The organism is Bradyrhizobium sp. AZCC 1610, assembly GCF_036924515.1.
In the GTDB taxonomy this organism is placed as follows: domain Bacteria; phylum Pseudomonadota; class Alphaproteobacteria; order Rhizobiales; family Xanthobacteraceae; genus Bradyrhizobium.
In genome coordinates, this window is the sequence record NZ_JAZHRR010000001.1 from 5,400,699 (window position 1) to 5,413,006 (window position 12,308).

Consider the following 12,308-nt stretch of genomic DNA (forward strand, 5'->3'; position numbering starts at 1 on the left):
TCAGTCCCGCAACATATAGGCATCGACCGGCGCGCTGGCCGCAAAGCCTTCCGAGCCGCCTGATACCGCGAGCCAGGCTTCGGCGCGGGCGATCGCGCCGAGCGACAATTCACCCACCGCCAGCGTGGTCCACGTATCCTGCTTGCGCTCCAGCAGCACGATTTCGGCGATACCGACGTGAGATGCAATCTTGCGCGCCAGCGGCAAATTGACCGTCTTGCGCTGGCGGCGGCCGGAGAGGCGATCGACCGCGGGAAGCGCCAGCGTCCACCATGCCGCAAGCGCGTGATCCGGCGCGCCCGGCAACACCACGACGGGCGTGTTACTGAGGCGCCCGACGGCCGAGGTGCGGCCGGGTTGCAGGGCAATGCCGTGGGCGAGAACTTTGCCGCGCGCAGCCAATGCCGTCACCGCCGCGTCGGTGCGCCCGACGCCGGAGCCGCCGACAATCAAGAGCAGATCGCACGCGCCGTCATCGAGTGCCGCCGCAATCGATCCGGCATCGCGGCCCGCGGCGGTGAAGGAGACGGTTTCGGCGCCCGTGGCTTGCGCGCTCTCCGCGATCAGATCCGCCGTCACGCTGCCACCCGGTACATTGACGATGCCCAACCGCGGACGCCGGACGTTCAACCGCTCTACTCCCGCAGTGCGCGCCATCAGGAGATCGCGCGGCAGCACGCGCCGCCCGGCCTCCACGAGGAGACAACCGGCTGCGATATCGCCGCCGGCCCGGCGCACGCCCTGCCCCGGGATCGCCTCCGCCAGCACCTGCGGCAGCGGGCCGGATAGGTCGACGGAATCGGAATCGAGCACGCAGTCGCAAGCCTCCGGGATGGCCTCGCCGGCCTCGACCCAGACCGGCGGCGCCGACAATGCCAACGGCGAATAGGAGGATGCCCCGACGAGATCGCGGGCGCAAAAGGCGTAGCCATCAGCCACCGCAGTGTCGCGCGGCGGACAGGCCGGGAGCGGCGGCATCCCGGCGGCGATGCAACGCAGCGCTTCCTGAAGCGTTACTCCCACCGGCGCGACCGGTTCCAAACCGTTCAGCAGGGCGTCGAGCGCCACATCGAGCGGTGTCAGCGAGATCGGCAGGCGCTGGGGCGAGGTCATGGCCCGGCTATGCCCTGAATCGGGTTGGAAATAAACAGAGCCGGGGACTGCCTGTCGTCGGGGCCCTCCACGGGACGACGTTGACGCCGCCCGAAAATAGTTGCAAATGAGACCAATTGGCGAAACCGTCTGCAAAAACCGGCGGCCAACGCGCCGATTCCAGGGAGGAGAAGACAGGATGTTCGCCAGGAACCTATCCAGGCTGGGAGTACTCGCGGCCGCCGCGATGCTGGCATCGACCGCCGCGCTCGCGCAAGTTTCAGACGATTTGGTCAAGATCGGCGTTCTCACCGACATGAACGGTCCGGCGGCGACGCCGACCGGCCAGGGCTCGGTTACATCGGCGCAAATGGCGATCGATGATTTCGGCGGCAAGGTGCTGGGCAAGCCGATCAGCATCATCGTCGGCGACCACCAGCTCAAGCCTGACATCGGCGGCGGCATCGCGCGGCGCTGGTACGACGTCGACCAGGTCGACCTGATCGTCGACGTTCCGGTGTCGGCGGTCGGTCTTGCGGTGCAGAACATCGCCAATGACAAGAAGAAGCTGTTCATCACGCATTCTACGCTGGCCGCGGATTTCCACGGCAAATTCTGCTCGCCCTACGCGATGCAGTGGGTGATCGACACCCGTTCGCTCGCGGCAGGCACCGCGCAGGCCGTGGTCAAGCGCGGCGGCGACAGCTGGTTCTTCATCACCGACGACTATGCCTTCGGCCACGCGCTGGAACGCGACGCTTCTACCGTCGTCACCGCCAATGGTGGCAAGGTGCTGGGCTCGGTGCGTCCGCCGCTGGCAACGCCTGATCTGTCGTCCTTCGTGCTGCAGGCGCAGGCTTCCAAGGCCAAGATCATCGGTATCGCGGCGGGTCCGCCCAACAACATGAACGAGATCAAGACCGCCGCCGAGTTCGGCGTATTCAAGGGCGGCCAGCAGATGGCGGCACTGCTCGCGCTGATCACCGACATCCATTCGCTGGGATTGCCGGCAGCCCAAGGCCTGTTGCTGACGACGTCGTTCTACTGGGACATGGACGACAAGACCCGGGAATGGTCGAAGCGCTATTTCGCCAAGATGAACCGGATGCCGACGATGTGGCAGGCCGGCGTCTATTCCTCGGTCATGAGCTATCTCAACGCGATCAAGGAGGCCGGCACCGACGAGCCGCTGAAAGTGGCGGCGAAGATGCGCGAAAAGCCGATCGAGGATTTCTTTTCCCGCAACGGCAAACTGCGCGAGGACAATCTGATGGTGCATGACCTGTGGCTGGTGCAGGTCAAGAAGCCGGAGGAATCGAAATATCCGTGGGACTATTATCAGATCCTCGCCAAGATCCCGGGCGATGAAGCGTTCGGCCCGCCGGATCCGGCGTGTGCGATGGCGAAGAAATAATCAAGTATCGTGTCCCGGACGCGGCGCGGCATGAAATGACGCGCCGCAGAGCCGGGACCTACCATGCCGCCAGCAACATGGACCCCGGATCAGCAGCGCATCACCATAGCGCGTCGAAGACGCTCGTGAACGCGCTTTAGGTGCTGCGCAGCGTCCGGGGAACGGGCAGGGAAAGCGAAGCTACTTCACCACCCCCGCCTCGCGGAAATACTTCATCACGCCGGGATGGATCAGCGCTGCATTCGGCGCAGCCGCAATCGTGTTCGCGGCCGTGGTCTCGCAGGCCTGCGGCAGCTTCTTGCAAAGCGCGCCCTCGGCGCCGTGCAGCGTGCGTGCCAGCCGGTAGGCGACGTCGTCGGGCAGGCTCTCGCGCGCCAGCACAAAACTCCATGAGCCGACGGAATCGATGGCCGCCGGCTGGTTGGGATAGCTGTTGGCGGGGACCGTCAGCGGCTTGAGAAAAGCGTGCTTGGCGCGGACGCGCGCGATCTCGCTGGCGTCGGGCGCGATGAAGCGGGCGCCGCCCGGCGCCTGCACCATCGCGGCAAATCCCGGCCAGCCGATGCCCGCGCCCCACAGCGCGGCGGCACGGCCGTCCTGCACCATGGCGGGGCCGTCGCCGGCGCGATCAAGATAGATCGACTTGAAGTCCTCATCCTGCTTCAGCCCGATGCCGTCGAGCATATAGCGCGACAGGATCGGCAGGCCGGAGCCCTTCGCGCCGAACGCGACCGGCTGGCCGACCAGATCCCTGATCGTCTTGTAGGGACTGTCCGCCCGCACCACGAACATGCCGGGGCTGGAATACATCGCGGTGAGGATCTTCAGTTTCGTTGCCGCCCGCCCGATGCCCATGAAGGCCTCATAGGACGGCTCGCCGGCCACCAGCGCGATGTCGAGCTGATCGGATTCCAGCAGCGGGATGTTTTCGTTGGAGCCCTTGGTGTTGCGCGGCTCGATCGAGAGTGCCGGGTCGGCGGCGTTCATCACCTCCGCGAAGGCATTGCCGTAGACGGGAAAGCCGCCGCCCGGCGTCGCGGTTCCCAGGCTGATTGTGGTCTTGGTAATGGCCTTGCCTCCCTCCTGCGCCGCGGCGCCGCCCGCGAGCAAAAGCAAACCGGCCCAGACGATTCCAGCGAGTTTCATTTCTAGCCTCAAGCGTTCGGTGACGAATGATGCAACGGAGGTTGTAGGCAAGCGCGGGGCTTGATGAAAGCCCGTTCTTGGCTCCCAAGGGCGGCATTGCCGTATCGCTGTCATGCCTGTAAACGATGGCGGCACCGTTGCCGGCCGCTTCTCCCGGCCGCCGCGGCGGGGCCTGTAGCTCAATGGTTAGAGCCGGCCGCTCATAACGGTCTGGTTGCAGGTTCGAGTCCTGCCGGGCCCACCAGCCTTCGCTCGCGAAGCGAGAGAAGGCTGCCGCGCCGGAGCCCGAAGGGCGAAGGCGGGCTATTTGGCCGCGAGCTACGGCTCGGCAAGCCACGCTTCCCGACTGCAAAGCCGACGCGGTTCTCGCCCCCAACTAAAATATCGAAAACAACCCCATGCAAAGTAGCAGGGGATCGCCGGCATGGATGCTTTACCCGCCAAGACATTTGACACGTCGGGCAAATCACCAGCACTATTCCATCATCGCGCAGTTTGCAGAACCGCCCATGGCGTTGCCTCGGCGCGATTACAGGCCAAAAGTGGTGCGGCGACAGACTATCACCTAGGCGCCAGCTCTTAGAAATGGCATCGCGACGCTTGGGAGCAGTCTGATGGAAACCGAGTATCCGAAAATTCTGGCATCCCAAGAAGCTCGACCATCGCCAGTACATGGACCGAATACTTGCGGCTGGACAAGGAAGCCGACAACAACGCAGTGCTCGAAATTTGCCAGTATGAAGTACTCGGTGAAATGCAATCCGATGAGGAAGGTAACCAGATTCTGCCTCCAGACATCGATCCCGAGGAAGTAGTTAGGATCGAGGATGGCTATATATGCGGCGGCGCTCTCGCGTGCGGAGATGGCCAGTCGTTCCAATTCACAACGGAAACCCTACCCGAGGCAATCGAGTGGCTGAAAGATAACGGGTGGAAGTGCAACACTGAATTGCTGGCGGAGTTGGCCAAAGCGGTCGGAGCCTCGGCCAGCGAGACCCGGTGAATGCGCGAACTTCGCCGACCGCCGGGGGATTCGTCATCCGGCGATCCTAGCAGAGCGCTGCAAAAATCAGCGCTCGCGGCCTCGACATTAGGACCGAAAACCCCATATTGAAACAGGCGGAAACGCCTAGCATCCTGAGAGGGCCTGACGGCCCCGCCAACCAGCCTTAGACCGGCAACGGTGGCACGACGATGTGGCCCGAATGGGCAACAGTAGGTCGCCAGTCCTCCAGATGCGTGTGCAATCTTGGAGGATTTTTTTTGCTGCAGTCACGACGGAAATTTCTGATCGGTGCCGGCGCCGTACTGGCGTTCCCCGGCGAGGTCGCGCTGGTGAGCGCCGACGCGGCGCTGCTCGCCGGCCTGACGCCGTGGGAGCGCGAGCTGGTGCAGGAAGTAATGAACAATTATCCCGCCCTGACGCTCGCCAAGACCATTGCGATGCTGCAAGCCGCCGGGATGTGATCGAGCGCGCCGCATCATCCGGTGATCGCCGATTGATGTTGGAAACATCCTCGCGCATCTTGGTGGTAATGCCACGTTAAAAAGCGCAATCGCTTCAATGGGGCTTTTTGGTTACCACCTTCGTGCTAAGTGCAAGATATTGTAGAGAAATTTGATATCTGCCGGGCCCACCAGCCTTCGCTCGCGAAGCGAGTGAGGCTGCCGCGCCGAAGCCCACTTGGGCGAAGGCGAGCGCATCCGCGAGCTACGGCTCAGCAAGCCATCCTGCGATCATCAACGGGAAAGACAGCCGCAAGGCCGACGTGGTTCGCGGTCCCAACCAAAATATCGAAAACAACCCCATGCAAAGTAGCAATGGTCGCTGGCCTGGATGCTTGCAATCCCGCGAGAACATTTTGACACGTCGGGCAAATCAGGGGCACTATTCAATGATCGCGCAACTTGAAAAACGCCAATGGGCCTGCCCGACAACGGGCTCTTCGGCGCGATTGCAGGCAAAAATCCTTACCCACAACTGAATTGCTCCGACCTCCTTCAATCGGGATTGAGCCAAGTCTCAAAAAGCATGAGCGGCTCCGCAACAACTTAACTCTGCCAGGGCAGCGAGTACGTCCGGACGTTGGTGAACCCTTTCATGGCCTCCACAACGCCCTCCTTGTAGCCCTGCCCGGAGTCCTTGATGCCGCCGAACGGCGACATCTCGGTGCGATAGCCCGGCACCTCCCACACGTTCACGGTGCCGACCTCAAGTTCGTTGATGAAGCGCGTAATGTAATCGAGGCGATTTGTGCAAACTCCGGAAGACAGCCCGTAGGCTGTCGAATTGGAAATGCGGATCACCTCTGCGATGTCGTTCGGACAGCGAATTATCGGGATCACTGGTCCAAACGTCTCCTCATGCACGAGTTCGCAATCGTACGGCACGCGGTCGACGACGGTTGGGGCATAGAGGGCGCCCTGGCGATCGTTGCCGTGAAGCAGCTCGGCGCCCTTCGTCACCGCGTCATTGACACGGTTTTCGAACAGCACAGCGGATCGCTCATTGATGACCGTGCCAACATCGGTTTCCGGATCGGCCGGGTCGCCGCATTTCAGCTTCCTGGCCTTTTCGAGCACGCATTTCGAGAATTCATCGGCGATCTTCTCGACGACGAGAATGCGCTTCACCGCCGTGCAGCGTTGGCCCGAATTCTTCGTCGCGCCCTGCACGGCCAGCTCGGCCGCCTTGTCGAGGTCGGCGTCCTCCATGACGATCAGCGGATCGTTGCCGCCGAGTTCGAGCACGATACGCTTGTAGCCTGCGGTGCGGGCGATGTGCTTGCCGACGCGTACGGAGCCCGTGAAAGTAACCAGGTCTGCGTCCGGATCCGTGATCATCGCATCGCCCATCGTGGACGGATTACCCGTGACCACGGAGAGCATCTCAGGCGGCAGTCCCGCTTCGTAGAGCACGTCCGCGAGTGCAAGTGCGGTCAGTGGAGTCAGCTCAGTCGGCTTGAGAACGACCCGGTTGTTCGTTGCGATCGCAGGCGCGAGCTTGTGGCTCACCATGTTGAGCGGATGATTGAATGGCGTGATCGCCGAGATGACGCCCAGCAACGGGGTCCGCAGCGTGTGGATACGGCGCGCCTTGCCGTTCGGCGAGATGTCGCACGCATAGGACTCGCCGTCGTCCTTGACCGCGAGTTGTGCGGCGAACGACCAGACGTCGTAGGCGCGCGTCGACTCGTAGATCGCGTCCTTCCAGCAGAGGCCGGACTCCGCCGAAATGATACGCGCGAAGGATGCGCGCCGACCGCGCAGCAGTTCAGCAGCCTTCTGCAGAATTTGCTGACGCTCGAAGCGCGACAGTTTCGGCTTGAACGCTTTCGCCTTGCCAAACGCTTCGCGCACGTGTTCGGGGCGCGCTGCCGGCACGGTGCCGACGAGCGATCCGTCGTAGGGATTACGGACCTCGATCACGTCATCGGTCGTGACGTGTTTGCCGGCAATCCGCATCGCCTCTCGCTTTGCCGCGTAACTGAAAGGCACGTTCATGGCATCGATCCTCAGGCTACGAGATTCAACGCGACGTCGAAGACGTCGAAATTGCGCAGCGTACGGCCGGCAGGAACCACGATCTTTCGATTCGCGATCATCGGCACGGTCTGCTCCGTGAGACCGCCGTGCGAACGCAGCGGCTCAGTGAGTCCCGACAGATCGTGCTTGGCGGCGGAGGTGCCGAGCACCTTGTGTTTCGACGACAGCACGACGACGTCGCCAATACGGTCGGCCGGAAGCTCGAACCGCTTACAGGCCTCGTCCGCCGGGATCGCAACCTCGACCCCCACGATCGTCTTGATGTGATCGAGCACGGCTTGCCGCTTGTCGTTATCGACGTAGACAGTCGCGAATGAGCCGAGCGCACCATGATGCGCGACGTACGGGTCTGTGATCGGCAAAATCACGCGCGTCGTCCCGGCACCGAATTTCCCGTCAAGGATCTCCTGCAGGTAGATGACATCCGGCTCGCCGTTTGGCAAATGTTTGTCGTTCATGCCGTGATCGGCGGTCATCACCAGCACGCAGCCCAGCGCATCGAGCTCTCCGACGTAGCGGTCGAACATCTTGTAGAAGCTGTCGGCGATCGCAGAACCCGGCGCCGCCTTGTGCTGCACGTAGTCCGTGGTCGAAAGATACATCACGTCCGGCCGAAAGGTCTTGAGCAGCTTGACGCCGGCCGCGAAGACGAACTCCGACAGATCGGCCGAATAGACTTCCGGCACTTTCATGCCGACGAATTCGAGCACATTTTCGATGCCGTTTTCGGCCATGTTGGCCTTGTCGGCCTTCTCCGACGAGAACGCGATGGCCGTGCCCTTTTGGAAGTCGAGGCCCTTTCCCAGCAGCGTGCGCAACTTGTCCTTCGCGGTCACCATGGCGACCTTGCTGCCGGCCTTCTGGAACTCGGCGAGGATCGTGGGTGCACGCAGGAAGCGGGCGTCGTTCATCATTACTTCCTGCTTTGCCTCGCGGTCATAGAAGAAGTTGCCGGCGATGCCGTGCACGGCCGGCGGCCGGCCGGTGATGATCGACAGGTTGTTCGGGTTTGTGAAACTCGGGATCACCGACAGCGCGAGCGTGTTCGTGCCGGTCTTCAGTATCCGTTCGAGGTTGGGGCAGAGTCCCTTCTCGATAGCGCGCTCGATATAGCCGGGCTCGGAACCGTCGATACAAATGACGACGGTCGGGGTATTGGGGACGCGATAGCTGCGGCCATTCGTCGTCACGGAAGCGGGAGTACGTGTGAGCATGGCTCATCCTTTCCAGTGTTGCGCCACGCGGTGACGCTCTAAGGGGTACCTTTTTCCCGGCAATACCGAGAGGCGGATAAAGTGGCCGGCACGGCGCCGGCCGAGTTGCGTCAGCGGATCATCGAGCGGACGCGGGAGGAAAGGAGGTCGGTGACCAACACCATCGCAAGGATGACCAGGATGCAGGTCGCCGTGTCCTGATATTGGAACAGCTTCATCGAGGACACGAGTTCGAAGCCGATGCCGCCCGCGCCGACCATGCCGAGCACGGTGGATTGGCGCACGTTGGTCTCGAGACGGTAGAAGATGGTACCGAGCCAGGCCGGCAGCACTTGCGGCAGCACACCGAAGAAGAAGGTCTTGAACGGGCCAGCGGCGGCCGAGCGGAACGCTTCGAGCGGACCTTCGTCGATGTCTTCCATGGCTTCGGCAAAGAACTTGCCGAGCATACCCGCGCCGTGGATGGCGAGAGCGAGCACGCCGGCGAACGGGCCGAGGCCGATGGCGGCGACGAAGATCAGCGCCAGGATAATCTCGTTGATGCCGCGCATGCAGTTCAGCACTTGGCGGGTGAAGTGATAAATCGCCGGATGCGGTGAAAGGTTGCGGGCCGCAAAAAAGCTGATCGGCAGCGAGATCGCCACGCCGAGCAACGTTCCCCAGATCGCGACCTGCAGGCTTTCCAGCGCGGGCCGCCAGAGCTTCTCAATGAACTCCGGATTCGGCGGCATCATGCGGACCAGAAAGTCCCACATATAAGGGATGCCGTTCCAGAGATTGGCCGCGTTGATCTGCGATCCGACTGCAGCCCAATAGAGGAAGCCCACGATCAACAGACCGAGGATGCCGGTGCCCCACCAGCCGAAGCGGCCCTGAGGCGGACGAAGAACGAGTTGGTAGCCGGACATGGTCGTCTCCTGCTCAGGCGGATGCCGCAAGGGCGATGGGATCGAGCGAATTCGACACCAGGCGTGGGCCGGCGTTCGGCCGCAACACGCGGGCGACGCCCGGATCTTCCAATCCCGGATAGATCTGGTGCACGACGTCGACAGTGAGGTGGTCCGGCGTATCGTCGAACACCACTTTGCCGCCCGAGAGACCGACGATGCGCTCGCCAAATTCGACTGCGTAGTCGACCTGATGCAGATTGCAGATGACGGCGATGCCTTCTTCCTTGCAGATCGCCTTGAGATAGCCGAGCACGACACGCGAGGTTTTCGGGTCGAGGCTGGCCACCGGCTCGTCGCACAGGATGACCGCCGGGCGTTGGGCCAGCGCACGGGCAATGCCGATGCGCTGCTGCTCGCCGCCGGAGAGCTGGTCGGCGCGCGCCATTGCCTTGTGTGTCAGCTCGACGCGCTGAAGACATTCCATTGCGATCTCGACGTCCTTCGTCGGGAAGATTTGCAGTGCGGAGAGGATCGAGGACATCCCGGCCATGCGGCCGACCAGGATGTTCTTGAGCACGGTCAGTCGCTTCACCAGGTTGTGGTGCTGAAATATCATCGCGACCGGGCGCAACCGCCCGCCGGCCGCACGTTTGGAGTCGAAGATCGTGCCGTCGATGACGATCCGGCCGGCGTCCGGCGGTGTCAGGCCGTTGATGCAACGGAGCATGGTGGATTTTCCGGCGCCGCTGGGGCCGAGGACGATGAGGAACTCGCCGGATTTCACCTCGAGGTCGATGCCCTGGAGCACCGGCTTCCCGCCGTAAGATTTCTTCAAACCTTCGATCTTGATCATCTGGGTAGTCCTATGCCGGAGGGTTGGTACGGCGTGTTAGTACAGTGGACTCATTTCATTTTCTTGAGATCGAGATTGAGCGCCTTAGCGGTGTCGCGGATCACATCGTAAGCCGCATCATTGGTCTCGACGAAGCGATTGAGTTTGCCCTGATCGGCCCAGGTGATGTCCTTGATGTTCAAGAACGCAGCCTTGATCTTCGCCTTCAGTTCCGGTGTCAGATTCTTGCGCCACACCGTCGGCGATTCCGGGATCGGGTCAGAACTCCACACGACGTGGATGTCCTCGCGCTTGACGAGATTCTTCTGCACTGCGGCGTCGAAGATGCGGTCGGCGATGGTGGCCGCGTCGACACGCTTGTTGGCGACCGCCAGTGCGTTGGCATCGTGCGAGCCGGTGAAAAGAACGCGGCCAAAGAATTTCTCCGGGTCGATGCCGAGCTTGATCAGGCCAGCTTTCGGGAACAAATGACCGGAGGTCGAAGACGGATCGACGAACGCGAAGGTCCTGCCCTTGAGATCGTTGATATCCTTGATGCCACTGTCTTTCCGCGTGATGATCTGGCTGTGATAGAAGGTGCGGCCGGACTTTTGTGTCTCGGCGGTAGCAAACGCCTCGATGTTGGCCACGGAGGCGCCGAGCACATAGGAGAACGGGCCGAGATAGGCCACCTCGATGTGACCGGCGCGCATCGCCTCGATGACGCCGTTGTAGTCGGCGGCAACGAACCCCTGCACCTTCATGCCGAGATTCTTTTCGAGCGCATCGAGCAGCTGCTGGCTCGACGCCAGCATCGCGCGGGAATCTTCTGATGGAATGAGACCGACGCGGATCACACCCTCTGCACGCAACACATTCGGCATGGCGACCAAGGCGCCGGCCGCAGCAACGGACCCGACGAGCATTTTCCGACGCGTGATGTTCATGTTTTCCTCCTGTGATTCCGTTGGTCTTTTTGACCATTGCCGGTGGTTTGTGATGGGCGCGCTCGCCTCTAGGTCTGTTTCACTACGCTGCCTTGACCGTCTGCCTTCCAATGAAATTCCTGCCGCGCTCGCCTTCCAGCGCCTTCTCGACCAGGCGTGTCCATTCCGCCGGCGAAACGCCGTAGGTGACAGGATCAGTCTTGACGCCGATCCCCTCGAGGAAAGACCGCAGCTTGCGAACACCTTCGCTGAGGTCCGGGCCAAAGATGCGGCGCAGTGCGGCGTCGCAGTCGGGGCTGTTGCCTATTGCCCACCCCATCACGATCGGCAGCGAGAACGAACAGGCGATGCCGTGGATCAGTCCGATCTTCAGCGTAATGTCGTAGGAGATGTTGTGGGCCAAAGCCGTCTTGGTCTGCGAGAAAGCGAAGCCGGCGAGCAGGCTGCCGCGCGCCTGACGGGTGCGCAGATCGATATCGCCGAGATTGTCGAGCAGGCGCGGCAGCGTTTCGATGATCTCGCGCGCGGCCTCGACCGCGAAGCCGGCCGAGACCGGGTTGGCGTTGACGTTCCAGATGCTCTCCAGCGCATGTGACAGGGAGTCGAGACCGGTCGCCAGGGTCAGCCCTCGCGGCGCCCCAAGGATAAGCTGCGGATCGAGCACGGCGGCTTCGGGATAGAGCAACGGATGCGCCAGCGAATACTTGCTTCCGTTGGCCGAATCCCACACGGTTGCCCAATGGGTGACTTCGCTGCCGGTTCCGGAAGTAGTCGGCACCGCAATGATCGGCACGATCGCCGACGTGTCCAGCGGGGCCCTCTCGGTAAGATGGCGGCGGACATTCTCGAAGTCGCCCTTGCTTGCAGCCAGCACCTTGGCCGCATCCATCATCGAGCCGCCACCGAGGGCAACGATGACTTCAGGCGCTTGCGTTGCAGCGCCGAAGACGCGGCAGGAATTCACCAGATCGGCGCAGTCCGGGTTGGTCTCGATGTTGTCGATGACGGCAACCGGCTCGCCCGCGACCTTTGCAAGGCGCGCCGCCAGGTCGTTGAAAATCGGTTGATTATAGGTCACGAGGGCATAGCGGCGCTTGCCGATCAGGCCTCCGACTTCATCGAATGTCCCTGCGCCGAAGCGAACTTTCACGGGATTCCAGTAGGCCCACCGCATAACGTTCCACCCTTGATCGCGCCTGAAGCGCTGCTGCTTCCGCGCTTCTCATG

The 12,308-nt window shown here is 62.3% G+C and carries 11 protein-coding genes, 1 tRNA gene and 1 riboswitch; of the genes, 4 read left to right on the forward strand and 8 right to left on the reverse strand.

The window, feature by feature from the left end; genetic code table 11:
• Positions 1-1,113, reverse strand: coding sequence for a molybdopterin-binding protein (locus tag V1279_RS26640; RefSeq protein ID WP_334442002.1), 1,113 nt, complete (start codon positions 1,111-1,113; stop codon positions 1-3).
• 178 nt (positions 1,114-1,291) lie between these two features.
• Here V1279_RS26640 and V1279_RS26645 point away from each other — a divergent pair, with 178 nt between their 5' ends.
• The gene (locus V1279_RS26645; protein WP_442894822.1) at positions 1,292-2,506 is read left to right on the forward strand and encodes an ABC transporter substrate-binding protein; all 1,215 of its coding nucleotides are present in this window, start codon (positions 1,292-1,294) and stop codon (positions 2,504-2,506) included.
• A 180-nt stretch (positions 2,507-2,686) separates the two neighbouring features.
• Here the strand turns inward: V1279_RS26645 and V1279_RS26650 are convergent, their stop codons facing one another.
• Positions 2,687-3,652 carry a TAXI family TRAP transporter solute-binding subunit gene (locus tag V1279_RS26650; RefSeq protein ID WP_334442005.1) on the reverse strand — a complete coding sequence of 322 codons (966 nt, stop codon included), beginning with the start codon at positions 3,650-3,652 and terminating at the stop codon, positions 2,687-2,689.
• 168 nt (positions 3,653-3,820) lie between these two features.
• Between V1279_RS26650 and V1279_RS26655 the strand changes: the two genes are divergently transcribed.
• From V1279_RS26655 to V1279_RS26665, 3 genes are all read left to right on the forward strand, one after another.
• Positions 3,821-3,896 (forward strand) — tRNA-Ile (locus tag V1279_RS26655).
• 441 nt (positions 3,897-4,337) lie between these two features.
• Positions 4,338-4,655, forward strand: coding sequence for a hypothetical protein (locus V1279_RS26660; RefSeq protein WP_334442008.1), 318 nt, complete (start codon positions 4,338-4,340; stop codon positions 4,653-4,655).
• 124 nt (positions 4,656-4,779) lie between these two features.
• A riboswitch (SAM-I-IV-variant riboswitch) is annotated at positions 4,780-4,879 on the forward strand.
• 36 nt (positions 4,880-4,915) lie between these two features.
• Positions 4,916-5,119 carry a hypothetical protein gene (locus V1279_RS26665; protein WP_334442011.1) on the forward strand — a complete coding sequence of 68 codons (204 nt, stop codon included), beginning with the start codon at positions 4,916-4,918 and terminating at the stop codon, positions 5,117-5,119.
• A 585-nt stretch (positions 5,120-5,704) separates the two neighbouring features.
• Here V1279_RS26665 and phnY read toward each other — a convergent pair.
• From phnY to psrA, 6 genes are all read right to left on the reverse strand, one after another.
• Entirely contained in the window at positions 5,705-7,156 is a 1,452-nt protein-coding gene (gene phnY, locus V1279_RS26670) for a phosphonoacetaldehyde dehydrogenase (protein WP_334442014.1), read from the reverse strand.
• 11 nt (positions 7,157-7,167) lie between these two features.
• On the reverse strand, positions 7,168-8,412 hold the full coding sequence (phnA, locus tag V1279_RS26675) for a phosphonoacetate hydrolase (RefSeq protein WP_334442017.1): 1,245 nt from the start codon (positions 8,410-8,412) through the stop codon (positions 7,168-7,170).
• 110 nt (positions 8,413-8,522) lie between these two features.
• A complete protein-coding gene (gene phnE, locus V1279_RS26680) occupies positions 8,523-9,320 on the reverse strand; it encodes a phosphonate ABC transporter, permease protein PhnE (RefSeq protein ID WP_334442019.1) in 798 nt (265 codons plus the stop codon).
• Positions 9,321-9,333: 13 nt separating this feature from the next.
• A complete protein-coding gene (gene phnC, locus V1279_RS26685; protein ID WP_334442021.1) occupies positions 9,334-10,155 on the reverse strand; it encodes a phosphonate ABC transporter ATP-binding protein in 822 nt (273 codons plus the stop codon).
• Positions 10,156-10,205: 50 nt separating this feature from the next.
• Entirely contained in the window at positions 10,206-11,081 is an 876-nt protein-coding gene (phnD, locus tag V1279_RS26690; RefSeq protein WP_334442023.1) for a phosphonate ABC transporter substrate-binding protein, read from the reverse strand.
• Between the two features lie 82 nt (positions 11,082-11,163).
• Positions 11,164-12,255, reverse strand: a complete 1,092-nt coding sequence (gene psrA / locus V1279_RS26695; protein WP_334442025.1) for an iron-containing alcohol dehydrogenase PsrA — start codon at positions 12,253-12,255, stop codon at positions 11,164-11,166.
• Positions 12,256-12,308 lie beyond the last annotated feature (53 nt).

Excerpts from the sequence above, each read along its gene's own strand:
- phnE (WP_334442019.1), bottom strand. The coding sequence starts at position 9,320 with ATGTCCGGCTACCAACTCGTTCTTCGTCCGCCTCAGGGCCGCTTCGGC.
- phnA (WP_334442017.1), bottom strand. The coding sequence starts at position 8,412 with ATGCTCACACGTACTCCCGCTTCCGTGACGACGAATGGCCGCAGCTAT.
- psrA (WP_334442025.1), bottom strand. The coding sequence starts at position 12,255 with ATGCGGTGGGCCTACTGGAATCCCGTGAAAGTTCGCTTCGGCGCAGGG.
- phnC (WP_334442021.1), bottom strand. The coding sequence starts at position 10,155 with ATGATCAAGATCGAAGGTTTGAAGAAATCTTACGGCGGGAAGCCGGTG.
- V1279_RS26645 (WP_442894822.1), top strand. The coding sequence starts at position 1,292 with ATGTTCGCCAGGAACCTATCCAGGCTGGGAGTACTCGCGGCCGCCGCG.
- phnD (WP_334442023.1), bottom strand. The coding sequence starts at position 11,081 with ATGAACATCACGCGTCGGAAAATGCTCGTCGGGTCCGTTGCTGCGGCC.
- V1279_RS26650 (WP_334442005.1), bottom strand. The coding sequence starts at position 3,652 with ATGAAACTCGCTGGAATCGTCTGGGCCGGTTTGCTTTTGCTCGCGGGC.
- phnY (WP_334442014.1), bottom strand. The coding sequence starts at position 7,156 with ATGAACGTGCCTTTCAGTTACGCGGCAAAGCGAGAGGCGATGCGGATT.
- V1279_RS26640 (WP_334442002.1), bottom strand. The coding sequence starts at position 1,113 with ATGACCTCGCCCCAGCGCCTGCCGATCTCGCTGACACCGCTCGATGTG.